Raw genomic sequence first — 23,665 nt, forward strand, 5'->3', positions numbered from 1 at the left:
TTTCCTGTATACTCTGCTACGCTTCTATCAATACAGCACCATCAGCTGACAAATGCTGGAAAAAAGACTCTATTTTATGATTGTCCTCATCACTTATCCCTCCTTCTAACGTCGCTTGAATCTGCAAAATCTGCTGTTCTAATGCATCAAAAGAAAGATTCTCTACAGCCACAACGCGCTCTACCAATAAAGAGCAGCCCGAAAAGGTAATATTTGCAACGCCCCCGCATACAGCAAATAATTTTTCACCCAAAGAGGTGCGAACACGAACACTACCCAACACAATACTTGCCACCAATGGCGCATGATGCGCCATAACTGTCAAATAACCTGAGGCTGAAGGAAGAACAACAGACACTACCTGCTCTGAAAACACAATTTTTTCAGGCGATACAAGCTCAAATAAAAAATGCTCTTCTCTATTGTTTTCCACAAAAATCTCCACAATACCCGATATAAGGACTCTTTGTTTTCTTCAACGACTCGTCCTTTTTAACGAAAAATACCCATGACAGTTTTTTCTTGAATAAGAAGCTTCTTACTAAGAAGCCTCTGCCATGAGACGCTTTCCTTTTTCAAGTGCTTCATCAATCGAACCAACCATATAAAAAGCAGCTTCTGGCAAATCATCATAATCGCCAGCACAAAGACCTTTAAAGCCTTTGATTGTCTCTTCTAAAGGAACGAGTTTCCCCGGCGAACCAGTAAAGGCTTCCGCAACATGGAAAGGTTGTGAAAGGAAACGTTCAATTTTACGCGCCCGCCCCACCAGCAACTTGTCATCTTCAGAAAGTTCATCCATTCCAAGAATAGCAATAATATCCTGAAGCGCTCTATAACGTTGTAAAATGGTTTGTACTTGACAAGCAACTGTGTAATGCTCTTCCCCCACAATCAATGGATCCAACATACGTGAAAAAGAGTCAAGCGGATCAACCGCCGGATAAATTCCCTTTTCCGCAATAGAGCGCGAAAGCACAGTTGTTGCATCCAAATGAGCAAAAGACGCTGCAGGCGCCGGATCCGTCAAGTCATCTGCCGGAACATAAATTGCCTGAACGGAAGTAATAGAGCCTGTTTTTGTACTGGTAATACGTTCTTGCAACGCCCCCATATCCGTTGCCAAGGTAGGCTGATACCCAACAGCAGAAGGAATACGCCCTAAAAGAGCAGATACCTCAGCTCCTGCTTGCGTGAAACGGAAAATATTATCCACAAAGAAGAGAACATCTTGTCCTTCATCACGGAAACTTTCTGCAATTGTCAATCCTGAAAGAGCCACACGCGCACGTGCTCCTGGTGGTTCATTCATTTGCCCGTAAACAAGGGCACACTTTGACCCTTCCGTTGAACCATTATTCTCTTTTGGATTCACATTCACGCGGCTTTCGATCATTTCATAATAAAGATCATTTCCTTCACGTGTACGTTCTCCCACACCAGCAAATACAGAATAGCCACCATGTGCCTTTGCAATATTGTTTATAAGCTCCATAATGAGAACGGTTTTTCCAACACCAGCACCACCAAACAAGCCAATTTTACCCCCTTTAGAATAAGGGGCTAACAAATCCACGACTTTAATACCGGTGACGAGAATTTCCGAAACAGTCGATTGCTCAACATATTCAGGTGCCTCTTGGTGAATAGAACGTGTTTTGGTTGAAGCGATTGGTCCCACATTATCCACCGGTTCCCCAATCACATTCATAATACGTCCCAACGTTGCTTCTCCTACAGGAACGCTAATTTGTGTGCCTGTATCCACAACCTTTTGGCCCCGCATCAAACCATCAGTCGTATCCATAGCAATCGTACGCACGGTATTTTCACCCAAATGCTGCGCAACTTCTAATACCAAGCGATTACCTAAATTCTCTGTTTCCAAAGCGTTGAGAATATTTGGCAATTCACCTTCAAATTGCACATCAACGACAGCACCAATAATCTGCTTGATTTCACCAACAGCGCCTTTTGCACGCTCTTCTTTTTTTGCGGATGTATCTTTTTTTACAGGTGTATCTTTAGCTGCATCACGCGCAGGTACAGAGGAAGCCTCTACATCCACTTGAGATTTCGAAGCGGCTTTTTTCACGCTGGAACGAGCAGCTGGTTTCTTTTTTTCACCTTTTTCTGTTCCTTTGCTTGAGGTTACTGCTTTTACCATCAATCCTTACCTTCTCCATTTAAAGCGCTTCAGCGCCCGCAATAATTTCGATCAATTCTGTCGTAATCTGTGCTTGACGTTGACGATTATAAGCCACCGTCAATTTACTAATCATTTCACCCGCATTGCGCGATGCATTATCCATAGCTGTCATCTTGGCGCCCATCTCACCAGCAACATTTTCCAGCAAAGCCCGAAAGATTTGCACCGAAAGATTACGTGGTACAAGGGCCTCTAAAAGAGACGCAGCATCAGGTTCATATTCATAAACAATCGATTGTGAACCTTTGTTATGATCGGTTTGCTCCACAACATCTATTGCCCCAACAGCTGCTTTTGGAGCAACCATTGGAATCAAATCCAAAGCTGTTGGACGCTGATTAATTACGGAAACAAATTCAGAATAAAACAGCGTACAGACATCGAAAGCGCCTTCATTGAATAAATCAACAATCCGTTGACTAATCATCACTGCCTCTGCAAAACCAATTCGCTTTACAGCATGCAAATCGATATGGTCAATTATCAAGCCTTTGTAATCACGCGATAAAATATCCGCGCCCTTTTTACCCACAGTGATAATTTTTACTATTTTATCAGCCGCCAACAATGCCTTAATCTGTTCACGTGCACGACGAGCAATTTGCACATTAAAAGCACCACACAAACCGCGCTCAGCAGTACACACCACCAAAAGATGCACATCATCGCGCCCCGTACCACGCATAAGAGCAGGCGCATCAACACCATCTACATCAGCAGCAACACTGGTCAAAATATCAGCCATTTTCTTCGCATAAGGGCGTGCAGACTGCGCTGCCTCTTGAGCACGATGCAACCTTGCCGCTGCAACCATTTGCATAGCTTTGGTAATCTTTTGTGTTGCTTTAACCGAAGCGATACGGTCTCTAAGATCTTTTAGTGAAGCCATTCAAGCATTCCATCAATTCATCACGAGAAATTTTTCGCATAAGTATCAAGAACAGTTATCAACTTATCTTTCAGCTCATCTGTTATTTGCTTTTGCTCAGCAATTGCCTTTAAGAGATCTTGATAATCACTACGCAAAAGCACCAAAAGTCCCTGCTCAAACCGCGCAACATCAGAAACCGCCAAAGCATCAAGATAGCCATTCACACCCGCGAAAATAACCACCACCTGTTCTTCTGTTTTGAGTGGAGAAAATTGCGGCTGCTTCAACAACTCTGTCAAGCGCGCACCCCGATTTAACAAACGCTGGGTTGACGCATCCAAATCAGAGCCAAACTGCGCAAAAGCTGCCATTTCACGATATTGCGCCAATTCACCTTTAATCGAGCCAGCAACTTGCTTCATCGCCTTAATTTGTGCGGCAGAACCAACACGCGATACAGAAAGACCAACATTTACAGCAGGACGAATTCCTTGATAAAACAAATTAGTCTCTAGAAAAATTTGTCCATCAGTAATCGAAATCACATTTGTAGGAATATAGGCAGAAACATCATTTGCTTGCGTTTCAATAACTGGCAAAGCTGTCAACGACCCAGATCCATTTTCCGCATTCAACTTTGCAGCCCGCTCTAAAAGACGAGAATGCAGATAGAAAACATCTCCCGGATAAGCTTCACGACCTGGAGGACGACGCAATAAAAGAGACATTTGACGATACGCTACCGCCTGTTTTGACAAGTCATCATAACCGATCAAAGCATGTTGCCCATTATCACGGAAATACTCACCCATAGCACATCCAGCAAGAGGTGCAATAAATTGCAGTGGTGCTGGATCAGAAGCAGTCGCTGCAACAATAATAGAATATTCCAGCGCTCCACGTTCTTCTAAAACTTTAACGAATTGTGCCACCGTCGAACGTTTTTGACCGATAGCCACATAAATACAATAAACTTTATCTTGCTCTCGTCCAGCCCCTTTTTCATGAAAAGGTTTTTGGTTTAAAAATGTATCGAGCAAAATTGCTGTTTTTCCTGTTTGGCGATCACCAATCACCAATTCACGCTGCCCCCGTCCAATAGGGATGAGTGCGTCAATCGCTTTCAATCCGGTCGACATCGGTTCATGGACAGACTGACGCGGAATAATTCCAGGAGCCTTAACATCGACACGACGACGCTCTGTTGCTTTAATGGGCCCCTTACCATCTATAGGGTTTCCCAACGCATCAACCACACGCCCAAGCAAAGCGGGGCCCACAGGAACATCGACGATAGCGCCTAACCGCTTTACACAATCACCTTCACGAATATCACGATCTGAGCCAAAAATGACCACACCAACATTATCAACTTCCAAATTGAGTGCCATACCGCGCACACCGTTTGGAAAGGCGACCATTTCCCCTGCTTGGACATTATCCAAACCATAAACGCGAGCAATACCATCTCCCACAGAGAGAACCCAACCAATTTCTGAAACCTCAGCCTTTTGGTCAAAGTTTTTGATTTGCTCTTTTAGAATTTTTGAAATTTCAGATGGTCTAATATCCATCAGCTGACCTCTTTTTTCAATGCAAGCTTAAGCGAAGACAATTTTGTGAGAAGAGACGTATCAATTTGAGACGACCCCACACGAACGATTAATCCACCAAGAATTGTTGGATCCACAATGATGTGCAGCAAGACTTTTCCTCCAACAACACCTTCCAAAGCCTCACACAACTCTTGTCTTTGTTGAGAACTTAAGGGGCGCGCAGAAACAATTTGCGCAGTAACCTGCCTACGAGCGCGTGCAACACAACGCTGGAAAGCATGTAAAATACCAAATACGGCACTAAGCCTACGGTTTATTACAATAACGCGTAAAAAATTACCAATGACCTGCCCTGCGTTTTTATCAGCAAATTTGATGTTTACACAAACAGATTGCATCACCTTAATTTGCTCTTTAACTGAAAAGAATGGACTGAGCACAAAGAATTTTAAATCCTTATTCTCCAAAACAAGCAAAAGATCCTCTACTGCCTTTTCAACCTTTTCGACGTTTCCGGCTTCTTGAACGCAATCAAAAAGCGCTTGCGCATAGCGTTGATCTACCAACGGCAGCGGTATGAGAGAAAATGAATCCGACACGAAATACCGCCTCTTTCCCTTGAGCGACTCTCTGATAGTTATCAGATGAAATGAAACAGACATTCTCAATCTTAAGAATCTTCTTCTTAAAACCTAGAACAAAAATCACTTGGTTTCTAGCATAGACATAGCCGACTCGCAACACCACAAATCGCTGCTTTTCAAAAATTTTAATAAAATATTCAAAATATTTTTGAAAAGCATTTTTTTAGATATACAGGATGGCATCACAGTTTTTTTATGCCTCTTTTTGACATTCTCTGAGCGATTTTTTCACTCTCTTTGATTTTTCTTCAAACGCTCTTGTCACCATAACAAAACATTCCCTTTATCACCACAAAACCTTTAACGAAAGACGACGTCGACTGAAAAAGTCTATTATTTCAAACTGATAAGAAAGAAAAAACAATGAATATCCTCCTAAAAATTAAAGAAAAAATTGATCTTTTTTCTTCAAACACCCACTCCTTTTAAAAAATTTTACCAAGTAATATTTTCTTGTAAGCACACTCTTTTAATATACAAAACATTGATTTATAATGATAATATATCATTTTTCATACCGGATGAGCTTCAAATATCGAAAGATTCTCTCTTTTCAAATTTTTTTATCAAAATCACTCCCTTGCTTCATCACAAACAAAAAAGGAAATGATTAAAGAAAACAACACCTCTTATAAACGCTCTCAAGTACCAAGAGTTTTCGTAATACTCAAAGCTAAATAATAAATGGCGCCATTTTATACCTTTATGAAATAAAGATGGGGAGCCTTAACGTGGTTTTTTCATTCATGAAAGCTTTGATATTCTACACTCGAAAAACATCGTAAAATGAATTCGAGTATGCTGAGAAACATTTGCTTAAACAAGCATATGAATGTAGTAATACAATAGATGTTCTGTAATATTCCGCTTTGGGCGTTCTGCTTTACATGAAAAATGTGCCCCCATTAGAGAACGAAAGTAATAAAAGCATGAAACAATGGATAATCTCCATTTCACGACAACGCCTATGAATGCTATAATGGTAACCCCATTGAGCAGCCCCATCTTTACACTTATGAAAGAACAAGCCGGCACCATCACACACTTTGCCATCTCCCAATTTTACGACAGCCCTTAATTCTTGAGATGATTAGGTATTTTGGTCCTCTCTTGTATAGTTTTACGCGACACAGGCTCCCCATCTGTAACATGCAAACGAATGGTTTTGATTGATCAATATAAATAGATTTTAAATAAGAGAATCCTACGATAGTTGAGACTATAATATGAATAACGGCATATTATCACTATAAATCAATATTTATTATTTATAAAAATTATTATTATGGACGCTTTTGAATATTCTAGAGCCGAATGAATAAGGATGACAACGATGAATGCTCATTTTGACCTTCACGCTCCAAAATGAGTCCGTGTTCTCGTCAAAGATAAATAAAATAGATATATGCAATATTCTCGCCCTAATCTAGCATACAAACGCAGGTACGACTCGTACAGCGCTGATACATCTTATGAACGCTGCTTCATAAGGCTTTAAGGTCAAATAACATCAAAAACACGTCCCTCATTAAGCTCACATAGCGTCACTTTATATGACACTATATTGCACTGATTTAGAAAAAGCATAGATCAATATCAATTTGAACGCGAATAGAATTGGGTATTTTGGGTGTACAGCTAAGCATTTTCAGCCCTTATAAAAAGAATCCGCCTATCAAAAGAATACTGTCCCTCATACAAAAAAAGGAGTAAAAGCCGAAATGATAGTGCCCTCGAAGAAGAGAGGCGCTTCTGCTGGTTCTATAACAAAGATATTTTTTCCCGTGGCTCTACTTAATGCAATGTACATGTATCATATTTTGCTGCCTGGATGCTTATTCTGAATAATATAAGAGTTCAAGTAAAGCACCTTAAGCAAAGAGACCTTCACTTTATGCGATACTGGTTTTAGAAAAAACTTTGCGGATCAATATCAATTTGAACCCGAACGGAACTGGGCATTTTGGGTGTACCGCTAAGCATTGCACGTATAAACCCTTGTATATCAAAAGAACGCTGTCCTTGCAGCAAAAGCCGAAAACGATAACGCCCCCGAACCAAAGCCAAAGGCGCTTCTGCTGGTCCCATAACCGAGATATTTTTTTCCCGTGGCGCTGCCTGACGCAATGCGCGCGCATAATGCTCTGCTGCTTGGCGCTGTTGTGCAGAGATAATCAAAGAGGCAAGCCGCCCATAGGGGGGCAAATGATAATGCTGACGCGCTGCAATCTCACGTGTGTAAAAATCTTCTGGCTGGCATGCAAGTAAGGCTTTGATGACCGGATGATCTGGTTGATAAGTTTGCAATAATCCTAAACTTTTCAATCCCACACGCCCTGCTCTTCCGGTAACTTGAGAAAGCAGCTGATAGGTACGTTCACTTGCGCGTAAATCGCCATTGGCAAGACCAAGATCAGCATCAATAACGCCAACCAGAGAGAGCTTGGGAAAATGATGTCCTTTAGCGACTAACTGTGTTCCAATAATAATGTCCACATCGCCATTTGCAATGGCTTGTAATTCGCTTCGCAACTTCCCAATCCCTCCTTTGAGATCTGTTGAAAGGATCAATGATCGCGCTTGAGGAAAAAGCATTTGTGTTTCTTCGGCAATTCTTTCCACACCCGGTCCACAAGCCACGAGATGATCTAATGTCCCACATTCAGGACAGGCTTGAGGAAGTGGTTCATGATATCCACAATGATGACATTTCAGTTGCCCGTGCGCACGATGTTCGACCAACCAACTTGAACAATCGGTACAATGAAAACGATGTCCGCAAATTCGGCATAAAGTTAAAGGTGCATAACCACGACGATTAAGAAAAAGAAGAGCTTGTTCGCCTTTATCAAGCGTTTGTTTTAAAGCCCTTTCAAGAGCAAAGGAAATAAAGCGCCCCTTTTGCACCCCTCCTTGGCGCATATCAACCACCCGCAACTGTGGAAGTGCAGCTTCTTTAAAACGGGAAGGTAAATGCACCTTTTGATAACGCCCTTTTAAAACATTGGCTTGGCTTTCAATCGACGGTGTGGCTGAAGATAAAATAACAGGAAAATGCTCAAAAGAGCCCCGTGCAACAGCCATATCACGCGCATGATAAAAAATGCGCTCTTCTTGTTTATAAGCGCTATCGTGCTCTTCATCGACAACAATCAAGCCAAGCTCATGAAAGGGAAGAAAAAGTGCTGAACGAGCCCCCGCAACGACACGCACCCGCCCTTCTGCAACTTGTCGCCAGACGCGTTCTCTACGACGTGGCGTCAAATCAGAATGCCATTCTGCTGCCGCAGCGCCAAAACGTGCATAAAAACGATCTAAAAACTGCTGTGTTAAAGCAATTTCCGGCAATAAAATTAAAACCTGCTTGCCCTCTTTGAAAGCTTGAGAAACCGCTTCAAAATAAACCTCTGTCTTTCCTGAACCCGTAACACCATCAAGCAAAAAAACTTGAAACTGAGAAGATAAAACACCTTCCCGCAATAATGTTGCTGCTTCACTTTGCGCTCCCTGCAACTGAGGGGGACAAAAATCAGGATCAGGCATTGCCACAAGATCAGGAGCAGGAACCTTAACATCTTCAAAAATTCCTAGCGCTTTTAAACCTTCAACAACAGAAACCGAAGTTCCAGCCGCATGTGCAAGACCAGAACGTGTCCATATCTTCTCACTGCGCACCAATTCCAAAACCCGTGACCGCGCTGGTGTGAGACGTTCTACATTTCCACCACAATATCGCAAACCCAGCATCTTCGCTTCCGGCTCTAAAGCAGCCGGTACCGACAAAACCAATCGTGCGACAAGACCAAAAGGTGCCATTGTATAGCGACTAACAAAACGCAAAAATGTGATCATTTCTACTTTTAATGGGGGGCAATCAAAAACATGAAGCAGAGAGCGTAATTTTTCACGCGCCACCGAAGCAGACTTTTTCCCATCGGCTGTCTGCTCTCCAACATCCACAACAAAACCGCAAAGCGCACGCCCCATCACCGGAACCCGAACAAAGGAGCCAACGTTCACCTCCATAGAAGATGGAACTTTATAACTATAAGCGTGAGCAACAGGAAGAGGAACCAATACGGATACAATCTTTTCCTCTATCATGCTTGAATTCATCTTGTAAACCAATCTACGACCTATTGAGCACCAACAGGTCTAAACCTTAATCTTTAAACACTCTTATAAAATTCATTGCAGGATTCAATCCCCCCCTTATCACAATACTTTTCTAACAAAAATTCTTTTTAACACGCATTCCCTCACCAAAGTGCCAATATAAAGAACCAATCTCATCGTCTATAACAAAAAAACTCTATAGCAAAAAAACAGCACCATTCTTCTGTGTAAATAAAGCGCATCACTATTAAGCATTCAACATGCTACCGGTTAAGTGCATCCTTCAACAAAGCGATCCCATAGTATGACTTCTTCCCAACACACACTTTTATTTTTTTACCGCCTCATATCTCAATTTATCTTCAACAAACTGATTTATAAAGATATAATCATTATTTTACCTATTGTAATAAAAACCCTCAATACGATGATTTTTTTTCATTTCAAACCCATCGAGAAACATTTGTAAATCCTTATTGATGAAAAAGTATCCCATGATTTTAATTATAAGGAGAATAATATTGCAAATGGAGCCGTTACAATATTCACCTTGGCTTTGTGCCAAAAAGTGAAAACACGTGTATACATCTTTCAGCTTGATTGAAAATCAAGCAACAATACAAGCAGCACAAAAGCGTATTTTTGAAGAATGGGGAAAACAGAATAAATCAATGTAATTGACCATAAAAAAACCCTTCATGCGTAAAATTTTACAGGCGTTCTTCAACAGTGTTTTACGACAAAATAAATCCATCCGCTTTCATCAAAAACAAAGTTAAACATACCCCCTAAAAAAGGAAGGTATCTTATGATGCACTCTCAAATATCAAGAGCAATCGCAAATAGGAAATGAGCAAAGTGTTTGATAATGCTAGCTTATTTCCATAAATATAAAAACACCGCTACGCAAAGATGCCAATACGCAAAAATGTTGGTACGCAATGAATTCTATGCCTTATCACGAGCAACACTATGAAATGGGTGTGGAAACGATAAATCATATTTCTTTACCGAAAACGGATACATGATTAACACCATAGCATTCTTGTTCTTTACACAGATATTAATTCTTTCTCTTGCTTTTGCAGTCAACAATAGCGCATAACAAAAAATAGGATAAAGCTAAAAAAAGAGGTTAGAGATGAAATTTTTTGTGGATAGCGCCAATATCGAAGAAATCCAAGAGTTACAGAATTTAAGCCTTGTTGATGGTGTCACCACCAATCCCTCTCTTATCCTAAAATCAGGACGCAATATTCTTGATGTTACAAAAGAAATTTGTGCTCTCGTTAGCGGACCTGTTTCTGCTGAAGTTGCAGCAACGGAATTTGAAAGCATCATGAAAGAAGCAGCTGTTTTAGCAAAGGTTGCCGACAATATTTGTATCAAGCTTCCTTTAACGCTCGACGGATTAAAAGCCTGTAAAGCCCTCACAAAAGAAGGACTAAAAACAAATCTCACACTTTGCTTTTCTGCCAATCAAGCCTTATTAGCCGCCAAAGCAGGTGCGACATTTGTTTCGCCTTTTATTGGTAGACTGGATGATTGCGGAAATAATGGAAGTGAACTGCTTCATGAAATTCGCACAATTTATGATAACTATAACTTTGGAACACAAATCTTGGCCGCTTCAATCCGCACCGTTAATCATGTCAAAGAAGCAGCACTAAGCGGTGCTGACGTTGCAACAGTTCCACCAGCAATCTTAAAAGCACTGGTCAAACATCCTCTTACTGATAAAGGGTTGCAAATATTTCTCAACGACTGGAAAAAAACAGGACAAAATATTGCTTAATATCTAGAACTTTTATTGGAAAGATCTTTTGAAAGTAACAAAAAAATCTGTTCAGCCAACTCTTCCGCAACACGTTTTTTTGCATCTTCTTCTGCTTGCAGCGTTGCATATTCTTGACGAAGTTGCTCAAAAGATGCATTCATCATTGCTGTTCCTTTTGCAACAAGAGTATTTTTCATATCCTGCAAAGTATAAGAAGCTCTGCTCATAACAGTTCCAACAGAAGGTCGTCCCTTTCTCTTTTTCTCGAAATCAACCTCTATCTGCATAGATTCTCTTGTAAAGACGGATATCTGCAATGCCAATTGATAAGCAGGTAGAGAAGGTTTAGCACCATTTCCATACAAAAGAAAAAGCAGATGATTGCGCACCATTTGACCAAAACGATCCGAAGGTTCTTCCACAACAATAGAAGCAAGCTTTTGCGCTAACCCCAAAGAAGCTTGTCCAGAAGGGTATCCAGAAGCAGGATTCCCATAAGAAGCAGAATCCATTGTCATTGCACTCTGCAACTCTTGACGGTAAAGCGGTTCAACTTTGCATCCACACAACAGTGTGAATACACCAGCTAAAATGACAAGAATAGAACTTCTAAAAAACGACATTCACAATCCTTTGTGGAACAACAATGATTTTTTTCACAGGCTTTTCAACCAGCTGCGCCTTTACAAAATCTAACGCCAAAACCGCTTCTTTAATCATCACCTCATCAGCAGTTGCTGCAACGCTCACCTCACCGCGTTTTTTACCATTAATTTGTACTGGCAAAGTATAGCATTCCGCAACGGTTAACGCACGATCATAAACAGGCCAAGCAAACGCAGACATTAAAGTTTTTCCTCCTAAAGCAGCATGACATTCTTCTGCTAAATGGGGCATCATGGGTGCAATCATGGCAAGAAAAAAATCCATAGCTTGACGTAAAGAAGCTTTCATTTCATCGTCAACACTTTCTATCCTATTTAACAACGGTGCCATAATATTCAAGAATTCATAAAGGCGTGCAATAGCCCGATTAAAAGCGAATTTTTCCAAATCATCTTCTACAGCGCAAAGCGTGCGATGTGCGACCTTTGAGAGTTCCAAAGCCGCCCCCTGATGCCCTGCACAAGGCGCCACATCCTTTAAAATAGAAGCACTCACAGCCACACAACGCCAAACACGCTGTACAAAGCGATGTGCACCTTCAACACCAGATTCTGTCCAAATGACATCCCGCTCGGGAGGAGAATCTGACAACACAAACCAACGCACAGTATCAGCGCCATAAGATGCAATAATATCATCAGGATCAACGACATTCTTTTTTGATTTTGACATTTTCTCAATCAAACCAATCGTCACTTCACTTTGATCGGTTAATTTATAAGCACACCGCTTTCCATCTTTTTCAACAATCGAAATTTCTGCTGGAGAAACCCACCCTTGATCATCCCGATAGGTTTCATGCACCACCATCCCTTGGGTAAAAAGCCCCTTAAAAGGCTCATCTACCGTCACATGACCGACCAATTTCATAGCACGCATAAAAAAGCGCGCATAAAGAAGATGCAAAATGGCATGCTCAATTCCACCAATATATTGTTGCACAGGCAACCATTCAGCTGTTTCTTGTTTGTCAACAGGTCCCTGCGCAAAAGGAGCCGTAAAGCGTGCATAATACCAAGAAGAGTCAACAAATGTGTCCATGGTATCGGTTTCGCGTTTGGCAGGTTGACCACAGGAAGGACAAGTAACATTCTGCCATGTTTCATGCCGTGCAAGAGGATTTCCTGGTTGATCAAAAGTAACATCATCAGGCAACACAACCGGTAAATTGGCACGTGGAACAGGAACAACCCCACAAGTTGTACAATGGATCATCGGAATGGGACACCCCCAATAACGTTGACGCGAAATCCCCCAATCACGCAAACGAAATTGCACTGTTTTCTTCCCTTGCGGTTGCCCATTGAGCATTTGTTTTTCAAGCTTTTTAGCAGCTTCTTCAAAAGCTTGTTGGGGTGTTAAACCATCCAAAAAACTGGAATTGATCATCACCCCATCACCCGTATAAGGTGTTTCAGTAATAACAAAATCTTCTGCTTGCTCTCCTTTTGGTAAAACCACCGGTTTTATTGGAAGATCATATTTACGCGCAAAATCGAAATCTCTCTGATCATGAGCCGGACAACCAAAAACAACCCCTGTGCCATAGTCCATAAGCACAAAATTCGCGATATAAACGGGAATATGTACTGTTGAAACGAAAGGATGAACAGCCAAAAGGGGCGTGAGAAACCCTTGTTTTTCAGCTGTTTCAAGTGCTGCTGTTGTCGTTCCACCACACCGACAATTTTCAATAAAAGCACTCAACGCTTTGTCTTTTTTTGCCAAAGCTTGTGCAATAGGATGATCAACAGACAGAGCCAAAAAGGAAGCGCCAAACAGTGTATCAGGACGCGTTGAATAACAAACAACCTCATCAAATTTCTCACAAACATCATCAGCATCACCCGCCGACTTTAAAGCCCAACGAATCAGCAAACCTTGTGATTTTCCAATCCAGTTTTTTTGCATGGTGCGAACTTTTTCCGGCCATTGGTTCAGCTCTTCAAGCCCAGCCAAGAGCTCTTCACTAAAGTCGCTAATTTTGAAAAACCACTGCGTCAACTCACGCTGTTCCACCAACGCACCAGAACGCCATCCCCGCCCATCAACAACCTGTTCATTGGCCAAAACAGTATGATCAACAGGGTCCCAATTCACCTTAGCCACTTTACGTGCTACCAACCCCTTTTGATAGAAATCAAGGAACAACATTTGTTGGCGGTGGTAATATTCCACATCACAAGTTGCAAATTCACGCGCCCAATCGAGTGAGAGTCCTAATTGTTTTAATTGCCCGCGCATAACCGCAATATTTTGATAGGTCCAAGTTTTAGGATGCACTTTACTTTGCAGAGCAGCATTTTCAGCTGGCATACCAAAAGCATCCCACCCCATAGGATGAAGCACATTAAAACCCTTTGCCCTTTTATAGCGTGCCACCACATCCCCCATGGCATAATTGCGCACATGCCCCATGTGAATACGGCCAGAAGGATAAGGAAACATTTCTAAAACATAATATTTTTCACGAGCATCTTCTTGAAGAGTCTGAAAAATTTTCTTTTCATCCCAAATTTCTTGCCATTTTTTTTCTCTCGCACGTGGATTATAGCGTTCGCCTATATTATAATGTCCAATTGTCATTCCCATTATACTCTTTTAATAAAACAGAACCAAAAACTTGTTTTATTATGCTTGACCATGGATTAACCTCATCGTCAACATTTTCGTGAAATATTTCCCTAAGTATTTTATAAAACTTTAAAAAAAAACGACCAACTCTTGAACAAAAAAGGTAAAGCACAAAAATATGAATACACAAACGCCCCTCGATGCCCCTTCCGTTGAAGCATGGCAAAACCTTCAAAAAGACATTGCAGCAATATGCCAAGAGCTACAACGCCCCGTAGAAGAAATTGAACTTATCGCTGTTTCAAAAACTGTTTCTGCTATTGATATACGACCCCTTTTGCAAGCAGGCCAATCTTTGTTTGCAGAAAACCGCGTACAAGAAGCAGCACAAAAATGGCCTGCTTTACGTCAACAATTTGAAAATATTAAACTCCATCTCATCGGTCCCCTACAATCAAATAAAACAGCAGAGGCGGTAAAAATTTTTGATGTTATTCAAACGGTTGACCGTGAAAAAATAGCCAAAGTTTTGATGGAAGAAATGCAAAAGCAAAAAAGGCATCTTCCCTGCTATGTTCAAGTCAACATTGGCTTAGAACCGCAAAAAAGTGGTGTTGCACCCCAAGAAGTGATCCCTTTTGTTTCTCAATGCAAAAACAATTATGGACTTGATATCATCGGTCTTATGGGCATTCCCCCTGTCGATGAAAACCCCGGCCCCTATTTCGCACTGTTAGCAAAATTAGCAAAACAAGCAGGTCTTCCAAAGCTTTCCATGGGCATGTCCAGTGACTTCAAAACCGCTCTACAGTTTGGCTCTAACGTCCTTCGCATTGGCTCTGCTTTATTTGGACAACGCCCTGTGTAAAGCAATTTCCCCTAATATAAATTCATTCCCCCTTCATATAATCTCCCTTGAAAATTCTACGAACAAGCCAAAAACAGCAGAAATGAGAAAAAATATTTCCTTCAATATCAATAAAAGAGCAATTCTAGCAAAAAAGATTCCAGTCCCTCTTTCATCCTGTTAGCAAAATAAGCAAAAAAGCTGGTCTTCTCAAATTTCTCACCGGCACATCCACAACACGTACAATAGCTTCAAGATAGCATTGCAATTTGGCTCTCATATTCTCGCACATTGGCTCTACTTTACTCCCCTCTGACCGCCTCTCCAGCAAAAGCAACGTAAAAAATAAATCCTTATATAAAGGCAAAATGATAAGAGGGGCGTTGCGCATTCATGAAAAAACTGTCGCGAAATAAATAATTGCAAAAGAATATTTAATAAGATCATCGCAATGATTTCCATTAAAAACCACGAATTCTCTTAACTTCCCCAACACGCGTAAACAATTTCCCCACATGCCAATGGTGTAAAGCAGACAAAAAGAGGCTTATGGCTGCATAATACAGTAACAAAACTCTTTCATGTAAGTCACTTGAGCAAAATAAACATCTCAAATACCCAATAGAGCACCAAGAACCGCGCTAAACAACATGATAGCAATCTATAAGGTCAACGATAGCATAGAGACTATCTATGCTCTACAAAGCGTAAAATACAGTCAATATCCGCTTGAAAAATAAAAGAACGAATCCCGTGCATATGCGCACAATACATACCCGCAAAACAATGGAAATGAGAACGATTTCAATAACGATATTCCTTTATCATTATTCCTTTGTCGATCTCGTAAACAAAGAGAAAAACTTCAACTTTTCATATGCGCAATTTTTCTGATTTTAAACTTTAATTAAGGAAAAACAGGGGATATTTCTTATATTTTAAAATATTGCAAATAATATTATTATCTTCTTAAGAAGAAATTTAATATATACATAATATATATTATTCATACAGTGTTTTTATTGTTATTTTTAAAGTTTATCTTTGACATTTTTCTAAAAATACATGATAACCATTTGAAATGTATCATTGTGATACTACTTTTAATGTAGATAATTAAGGAGAATTAATATTTTTGGTTCATGCAGCACATTCGGTCATATGGCGACAAGTCCTTCTTTTGGTCATTCGCACAATTCAAGACCTGCTCATGGAAATGCATGCAGTCCTAATACTTTTCTTTCTCACATGAATGCACAAGATTTTGACTATGCAGTTGCAGGAGGGATAACCGGAGCAGCATTGGGAGCTGCAACTGGTCCAGGTGCACTTATGGGTGGACTTACTGGTGCCACGACTGGTTTCTTCGGAGGTTTTGGTTTAGGGTTCGTACAGAAAGTTCATGAGTGTTGGTTCTAATTTTTAGAGAGCAACTATAAAGATATCTCTGAAGTTAATAATTTGTAATTTTTTTCGAAAAATATCTAAATTATATTATCTACAATTATTATTGAGACGGACTTCAGAGATATTTATAATTTGTAATTATATTATAATTTGGATTGCGTGATGACAGATCTTATCTCTAAAATTATTGAAACACTTATAGCAACATTTTTTTGGTTTAATATATCTTTTTTATTATAATTTTATTTCTTATAGTTTGAAAGATTCTCTAAAAAAATCATTATTAATAAGCTCAATATTCTTTCTTGTTAGTCTTTTATTTAACTATATTGGTTTATATCAAATTTTGAGAAATATTTTATAATAGACATTTTTAAAATGTCTCAGTGTGTTTATAAAAAGCTCTATACCGCAATAGGTTTTGCTATATTTGAGTATCCTAAAAACATAGAATACCTTCTTTAATATCATCACATCAGATTTAAAAATTGACTATTCTAATCTTTGTCATTTAGTCTAACCTCACAATGAAAAGCTTTTGGGAAAACTCTGCCACAAATATAACCATACAAAAATACAGAGGCAGATTTTCAAAACAATAAAAAGAGGGAAACATGACTGAAAAAATCTATCCAGTATCAGAAGAGATCAAAAAAAATACTTTACTCGATGAGGAAACTTATCAACAGTGGTATCGAGAAAGCATCGATGATCCAGAAAGCTTCTGGGCAAAACATGGTCAACGCATTGAATGGTTTAAACCTTTTACAAAAGTAAAAAACACTTCTTTTAACGGAGATGTCTCCATTCAATGGTACGAAGATGGGATAACAAATGTTACCTATAATTGCATTGATCGCCACCTGAAAATCCATGGAGACAAAATCGCGCTCATTTGGGAAGGAGATAATCCTTACCATGATAAAAAAATAACCTATAACGAGCTTTATGAACATGTTTGTCGTTTTGCTAATCTTTTGAAAAGTCGTGGCATTAAGAAAGGCGATAAAGTAACCATTTATCTCCCCATGGTACCCGAAGCAGCCTATGCTATGCTCGCCTGCGCCCGCATTGGTGCTATTCATTCGGTTATTTTTGCTGGCTTTTCTGCTGAGGCAATAGCAGGACGCCTTGTCGATTGTGAATCAACCTTCATTATTACCGCTGATCAAGGCTTGCGTGGCAGCAAACGGATCAACTTAAAAGACAATGTTGATCATGCTATTGAGATAGCCGCGCGCCAAAACGTGCAGGTGGACCAAGTCATGGTTATACGGCGAACTTGTGGACCCATTCAATGGGTAGAGGGGCGTGATTTTTGGTACCACGAAGAGATAGCTCATGCCAAAACAGCTTGTCCACCAGAACCAATGAATGCTGAAGATCCGCTTTTTATTCTTTATACTTCAGGCTCCACCGGCAAACCCAAAGGTGTTTTGCATACCACAGCGGGCTATCTTGTTTTTGCCTCGATGACTCACCAATATGTTTTTGATTACCACCCCGATGAAGTTTACTGGTGCACGGCTGACATTGGTTGGATAACCGGTCATTCTTACTTGGTTTATGGACCTTTATGCAATGGTGCGACCACTTTAATGTTTGAAGGCACACCAACCTTTCCTGACAAAGGCAGATTCTGGGAAATTGTCGACAAACACCAAGTCAATACGCTCTATACAGCACCAACAGCTATCCGCGCCTTAATGGGAGCAGGAAATTCGTTTGTTGAACACTCAGACAGAACATCGTTGCGTCTTTTAGGCACGGTAGGAGAACCGATTAATCCAGAAGCATGGGAATGGTTTTATCATATAATTGGAAATGACCGTTGTCCGATTCTCGATACATGGTGGCAAACGGAAACAGGAGGGCATATGATCACGCCCTTGCCCGGTGCAACACCCCTCAAAGCAGGATCGGCCACACGTCCTTTTTTTGGTGTTCAACCCCAAATTGTTGATGCCCAAGGCAATGTTTTAGAAGGTGAAGCAAAAGGCAATCTTTGTATCAGTGATTCATGGCCCGGACAAATGCGCACACTTTATAAGGATCATGAACGCTTTATTCAAACTTATTTTTCCTCCTATAAAGGAAAATATTTTTCAGGCGATAGCTGTAGGCGCGATAGCGACGGTTATTATTGGATCACAGGACGAGTTGATGACATTCTCAATGTCTCGGGGCACAGGTTAGGAACTGCTGAAATTGAATCAGCTCTTGTTTCTCATCCCGCTGTATCAGAAGCAGCTATTGTGGGTTACCCGCATCCCATTAAAGGACAAGGAATTTATAGTTTTGTGACTCTCATGGAAGGAACAGAGCCAAGTGAAGAATTGCAAAAAGACCTTATCAAGCATGTGAGACAAGAAATAGGCTCTATTGCCATATTGGATAAAATTCAGTTTGCTCCGCAGCTTCCCAAAACACGATCAGGGAAAATTATGAGACGTATTTTACGAAAAATCGCTGAAAACGATTTTGATACTCTCGGAGATATTTCAACCCTTGCCGAACCACAAGTTGTTGAAGATCTGATTGCCAACCGACAAAACTAAAAACACGACGCAATACAACATACGGTGGTTTTTGTTTTTTTTTGCTAAAATTATCTCAGCATTATTACGAAAACCACCGAAGAGAATAAAAAACAAAACAATGCATGAGAAGCTCAATCATTCTAACAACAAACGCTTTTTTTCATAACAGGTAAGAAATAATTTAAGCAAAAACCTCAAGATTGGGATGCGAACAAGAATAAGAAAGTAAGATAAAAAGAGCAACATAGCTTTTTAAAATCACCCAATGTCCACTCAATGCAAAAAAAGCCTCTGAGTAAGAAGGAAAAATAGTTCTGATGTTTATGCTAGAATCCCTTTGAAATTCCTGCTAAAATCATAAATAAAGCTAAAAAAAGAAAGTATAAGTGATAATATTCTTGAGCAAAAATATTTATCTATAACGAGGGTGTATAAAAAATATTGAAAACCATGAAATCTAAAATAAACAAGCTTACAACAAAAATCTAAAGCAATGAAAGTAAGAGTTTTTAGAATAAATGATGCAATATAAAATCAGGAGTAATAATAAAAAGTGATTCATTTTGAAAATGTCGGCCTACGCTATGGAATGGGCCCTGAGGTCCTTCGTGATATTAGCTTTCATATTCCTCCTGGATCATTTCAATTTCTCACAGGTGCCTCTGGAGCAGGGAAAACGTCGCTGATGCGTCTTATGTTTTTGGCACTCAAACCCACTCGCGGTCATATTGATCTCTTTGGAACAGACACAGCATTACTCAAACGACAAGAGCTCCCTGCGCTGCGACAACGTATCGGTGTGGTTTTTCAAGATTTTCGTTTACTCGACCACATGACCACTTATGAAAATGTCTCCTTACCTTTACGCATTAAAGGACAGGAAGAAGCAACCTATCGCAGTGAAGTGGAAGATCTTCTCTGTTGGGTAGGTCTTGGAGATCATATTCATGTTTTACCACCGGTTCTTTCCGGTGGGGAAAAACAAAGGGTAGCCATTGCACGCGCACTCATTGATCAACCTGAAATTCTACTTGCCGATGAACCGACTGGAAATGTCGATCCGCCCTTGGCAAAACGCCTCCTCCGTTTGTTTATTGAATTAAACCGTTTCGGAACGGCTGTTATCATTGCCACCCATGATATTGCCTTAATGGAACAAGTTGCAGCACGGCGTATGCTTCTCCATAACGGACGGATGACGATTCATGAATAAGTCTTTCCCCATTTTTACAAGCAATAAAAAAAATACAACAGCGATTATTCCCAGTGGTAATATTTCTGGAAAAGCATTGGTTGCCGTAATTGCTATTATGACATTTCTTTCAAGCCTCACCTTAATCGGTGTTGATTTAGTCCAACATGCTGCCCAAAATTGGAGTAATCAGATTAGCTATGAAGCAACAATACAAATACGTCCCATTGACAATGTTGATATCAACAAAGCACTCCGTGATGCCGTACAATTGGTTAAAACATTTTCTGGTGTACAAGATGCAAAAATTGTTGACCAAAAAGCTACAGAAAAGTTACTGGAGCCATGGCTTGGAACAGGCTTCAATGTCAATGAACTACCCCTTCCCCGCCTCATCATTGTGACCCTGAATGGGGATGAAAAAATCAATTTTTCAGCCATTAATCACGCCATTAAAACCAAAATTCCAGGAGGTCAATTTGATGATCACCGTGTTTGGGTTCATCGTTTTGCGACCATGGCACACACCACTGTTTTCATTGGTTTTTCAATTTTAGCATTGGTTCTAGGCTCTCTTATCCTCACCATCATTTTTGCCACCCGCAATGCATTGGCAGAAAATACACATATTATCAATGTCTTATATTTCCTTGGTACTGAAACTCTTTTCATTGCCCGCCAATTTGACTGGCATTTTTTTAAAACCGCGCTGCGTGGTGCTTTATATGGTGGTCTTACAAGCATATTTCTGTTTTCAGCCTTTTGTCTCTGGACGAATTATAACTTGGGAAGAGTGGAAGCTAGCCAAATAACAGCTTTGTTTGGACATCTTTCCATAAGTTCCATTCCTTACGGAAAAATTATTTTTCTTATTATTTTCGTTTCTTTTCTTACCACCCTTACAAACCGCATGACTATTTTAACACAACTGAAAAAAATCGATCAATGTGAAAACGGTTTATTTTAATTTTATGACTCACAACACTTCCAACTCATTGACGCAAAACAATTTAGAACGTCCTCTTCCAAAACGGCTCCACTATAGTTGGTCTCCTCGCTTTTTATTTCGCTATTTTCCACCGACAACCCTTACTCTTTCAATCATTGTTTTCATTTTCTGGAGCGGTTTTATTATTTTTTCTGAAAAAACTGAACGACTTTCTCCCCCAAAGCCTCTCCCCAAAGCTGATGCCATCATTGTGCTGACAGGCGGAGAAAACCGAATAGAGACAGGACTTAATCTCTTACAAAGGGGGCTTGGTTCACGTCTCCTCATCAGTGGTGTAAACACCACAACCAACCTGAAAAGTCTCATGCATAACATGCATATTACCCGACGGCTTATCTCCTGTTGTATTGACATCGGGCATCAAGCGATTAACACCAGAGGAAATGCTAAAGAAAGCGCCGATTGGATCAAAAAACACCACTATAAAACCCTTTATATCGTCACCCATGATTACCATGTGTGGCGCTCGATGCGAGAACTTAAATATTTAATGCCTGATATCCATTTCATTGCCTATCCTGTTAAAAAGAACAATGCTGAAAGCGCAATACAACAGATCAATCAAATCCGCATTCTTATATTCCAATATATTAAAACGCTCCAAGTCTATATCAGAACCGCATTCTAATCTTTATCCTTCTGACTTTTTAAAAACCTTGCCATCTTCTGACCTCTTCATACCTTTCTCTCATACTCTTCCACACGAGTTGCCTCTATAAAAGCTCGACAGAGCTACCCTCATACAACACAGAACACCCCCACAATATATGTATCACTGTATTGCACATTCACCCAAGACATCTCTTACATCCCAAACATATCTCACAGCACGGATTTGTACATGCCATCCCAATATATAAGCTCTTGTAAATAGAGCCCCTAGACAGCCATAAAATCTCCAGACTTGTTATAGGAGATCTATTGATACCACCGTCTTTACGCTTCATAAAAAATGCAAACCGCCTCACCCTATATTTTGCCGCACCCCAAGTATTACAATTGCTCTTAAGCCTCTTGGGATGATTGGTAAGAGGCATGCATTACGCCTTTCTTAAACACGAACATACCAACCTCGTATGACATGCAAAGAAGTAATTTTAATAGATTTAAAATAAGAAAATTTATGATACTTAGATTTCTCATTCAACAGAGAGAATGTTAAACTATCATCATAAATCAATATATTAGTAAATATTTCTTCATTCTACAAAGCATCTTCATAAGAGCATTTTAGATCACAGATAGGAATAAGCTAAAAACGCACACCGCTACAAATACCTCACGTTTTTTATCGCAATCTTTTTTGAAATCATTTCGCTCTCTAAGATCACTTTTTGTCTGGTTTCCTCCCCCCCAAAATAACGAAAATTTTTAAACTCTATTGATCTGTAAACAATAATCACTCAGCTTCTTGTCTAACGCGTTCTCCCTGCTCACTTCAATATCAGAACACCTCAAAAGACAGATTTCATGAGAATTGTGATTTCCTCTCAACATCTCAAAGGACGATGATTCCTATCAGCAACGATTTGTAAACAGTTCACTTTCTCTGGACAGGTTCCTCTCAGCTTCCCCATTTATATGGTTTACTCACATAAAGCTCGACAAGAAAACCCCTGCCTGAGAATATTCATCACTGCCGCTAAAGCTCATGCGTCATAATTTTAGTGATCTCACTGCCTAAGGTGCTTTATCACATACAACATATTGATTTATAATGGAACTTTATTACGTTACAACTTGAATGAGAGCTCTCAATATCATCAGATTCTCTCATTTCAAATCTGTTCTCTATTGAATCAATCAAAACCACCCGCTTGCACATCACAAGCGGGGCTGATGTGTGGGTAAAAATTGTACAAGAAAGGAGTAAAAATGGTTCTTATGAATCGTCTTAATGCAAGGGCTGTCGTAACACCCACGAGCTGGTAAATATAATGATGGTGCCGGCTTGTTACTTCATAAGTGTAAAGATGGAGGTGCTCAATGGATTTACCGTTATACCATTCACGGTCGGCGTCGTGAAATGGGCTTGGGAGCGTTGCGAGATGTCTCTTTAAAACAAGCCCGTGAATGTACAAACCAATGGCGCTCTGTATCGGACTTGTAGCAGGAGGAAGAATAACCACCATACCAACTAGACATACCATTGCTCATAACTAGCGCCATTATGTTCTTTAGCAGCATAACTGCAGCTTGGTATTACGATGTTCTCTTACTTCATCTCACACCTGCTGAATATGAGCTTATTCTTTTT

The 23,665-nt window shown here is 40.1% G+C and carries 15 protein-coding genes and 1 pseudogene; 8 read left to right on the plus strand and 8 right to left on the minus strand.

All coding sequences use genetic code 11. The annotated features are described in order from the left end of the window. Positions 1–16 precede the first annotated feature (16 nt). The 6 genes from atpC to ACFILU_RS07600 all read right to left on the minus strand — a co-directional run bounded on the left by atpC (position 17) and on the right by ACFILU_RS07600 (position 9,384). On the minus strand, positions 17–433 hold the full coding sequence (gene atpC / locus ACFILU_RS07575) for an ATP synthase F1 subunit epsilon (protein ID WP_375675458.1): 417 nt from the start codon (positions 431–433) through the stop codon (positions 17–19). A 108-nt stretch (positions 434–541) separates the two neighbouring features. Continuing rightward, the gene (gene atpD, locus ACFILU_RS07580) at positions 542–2,167 is read right to left on the minus strand and encodes a F0F1 ATP synthase subunit beta (RefSeq protein ID WP_375675460.1); all 1,626 of its coding nucleotides are present in this window, start codon (positions 2,165–2,167) and stop codon (positions 542–544) included. 19 nt (positions 2,168–2,186) lie between these two features. Then, positions 2,187–3,098: a F0F1 ATP synthase subunit gamma gene (locus ACFILU_RS07585; RefSeq protein WP_375675461.1), complete on the minus strand. Its 912-nt coding sequence runs from the start codon at positions 3,096–3,098 to the stop codon at positions 2,187–2,189. 20 nt (positions 3,099–3,118) lie between these two features. After that, positions 3,119–4,654: a F0F1 ATP synthase subunit alpha gene (gene atpA / locus ACFILU_RS07590; RefSeq protein ID WP_273790513.1), complete on the minus strand. Its 1,536-nt coding sequence runs from the start codon at positions 4,652–4,654 to the stop codon at positions 3,119–3,121. After that, the gene (atpH, locus tag ACFILU_RS07595) at positions 4,654–5,235 is read right to left on the minus strand and encodes an ATP synthase F1 subunit delta (RefSeq protein ID WP_375675463.1); all 582 of its coding nucleotides are present in this window, start codon (positions 5,233–5,235) and stop codon (positions 4,654–4,656) included. Before atpH ends, atpA begins: the two co-directional genes overlap by 1 nt. A gap of 1,953 nt (positions 5,236–7,188) precedes the next feature. Beyond that, positions 7,189–9,384: a primosomal protein N' gene (locus tag ACFILU_RS07600; protein WP_375675465.1), complete on the minus strand. Its 2,196-nt coding sequence runs from the start codon at positions 9,382–9,384 to the stop codon at positions 7,189–7,191. Between the two features lie 1,153 nt (positions 9,385–10,537). Here ACFILU_RS07600 and fsa point away from each other — a divergent pair. After that, a complete protein-coding gene (gene fsa / locus ACFILU_RS07605; RefSeq protein ID WP_375675466.1) occupies positions 10,538–11,191 on the plus strand; it encodes a fructose-6-phosphate aldolase in 654 nt (217 codons plus the stop codon). On the opposite strand, the gene lptE is transcribed toward fsa, so the two are convergent. Both lptE and leuS read right to left on the minus strand, forming a co-directional pair. Next, on the minus strand, positions 11,188–11,796 hold the full coding sequence (gene lptE, locus ACFILU_RS07610) for an LPS assembly lipoprotein LptE (protein ID WP_375675468.1): 609 nt from the start codon (positions 11,794–11,796) through the stop codon (positions 11,188–11,190). The two genes, fsa and lptE, sit on opposite strands and share 4 nt — an antisense overlap. Further along, positions 11,783–14,425 (minus strand): leucine--tRNA ligase, encoded by a 2,643-nt coding sequence (gene leuS, locus ACFILU_RS07615; RefSeq protein WP_375675489.1) that lies wholly within the window; start codon positions 14,423–14,425, stop codon positions 11,783–11,785. Before leuS ends, lptE begins: the two co-directional genes overlap by 14 nt. Positions 14,426–14,591: 166 nt before the next feature. Here leuS and ACFILU_RS07620 point away from each other — a divergent pair, with 166 nt between their 5' ends. From ACFILU_RS07620 to ACFILU_RS07650, 7 genes and pseudogenes are all read left to right on the plus strand, one after another. Further along, positions 14,592–15,281, plus strand: coding sequence for a YggS family pyridoxal phosphate-dependent enzyme (locus ACFILU_RS07620; RefSeq protein ID WP_375675469.1), 690 nt, complete (start codon positions 14,592–14,594; stop codon positions 15,279–15,281). Between the two features lie 1,140 nt (positions 15,282–16,421). Then, complete coding sequence (locus ACFILU_RS07625) at positions 16,422–16,679, plus strand: hypothetical protein (RefSeq protein ID WP_375675471.1); 258 nt, start codon at positions 16,422–16,424, stop codon at positions 16,677–16,679. Between the two features lie 602 nt (positions 16,680–17,281). Further along, positions 17,282–19,225: an acetate--CoA ligase gene (gene acs, locus ACFILU_RS07630; RefSeq protein WP_375675472.1), complete on the plus strand. Its 1,944-nt coding sequence runs from the start codon at positions 17,282–17,284 to the stop codon at positions 19,223–19,225. 535 nt (positions 19,226–19,760) lie between these two features. After that, the gene (gene ftsE / locus ACFILU_RS07635) at positions 19,761–20,420 is read left to right on the plus strand and encodes a cell division ATP-binding protein FtsE (RefSeq protein WP_273723097.1); all 660 of its coding nucleotides are present in this window, start codon (positions 19,761–19,763) and stop codon (positions 20,418–20,420) included. Further along, positions 20,413–21,366, plus strand: coding sequence for a cell division protein FtsX (locus ACFILU_RS07640; protein ID WP_375675474.1), 954 nt, complete (start codon positions 20,413–20,415; stop codon positions 21,364–21,366). The genes ftsE and ACFILU_RS07640 overlap by 8 nt, the downstream gene beginning before the upstream one ends. 4 nt (positions 21,367–21,370) lie before the next feature. Beyond that, entirely contained in the window at positions 21,371–22,036 is a 666-nt protein-coding gene (locus ACFILU_RS07645; protein WP_375675475.1) for a YdcF family protein, read from the plus strand. Positions 22,037–23,283: 1,247 nt separating this feature from the next. After that, positions 23,284–23,506, plus strand: a pseudogene (locus ACFILU_RS07650) (Arm DNA-binding domain-containing protein); the annotation flags it as partial. Positions 23,507–23,665 lie beyond the last annotated feature (159 nt).

This window comes from Bartonella sp. CL100XZDX, from assembly GCF_042195375.1.
In the GTDB taxonomy this organism is placed as follows: domain Bacteria; phylum Pseudomonadota; class Alphaproteobacteria; order Rhizobiales; family Rhizobiaceae; genus Bartonella.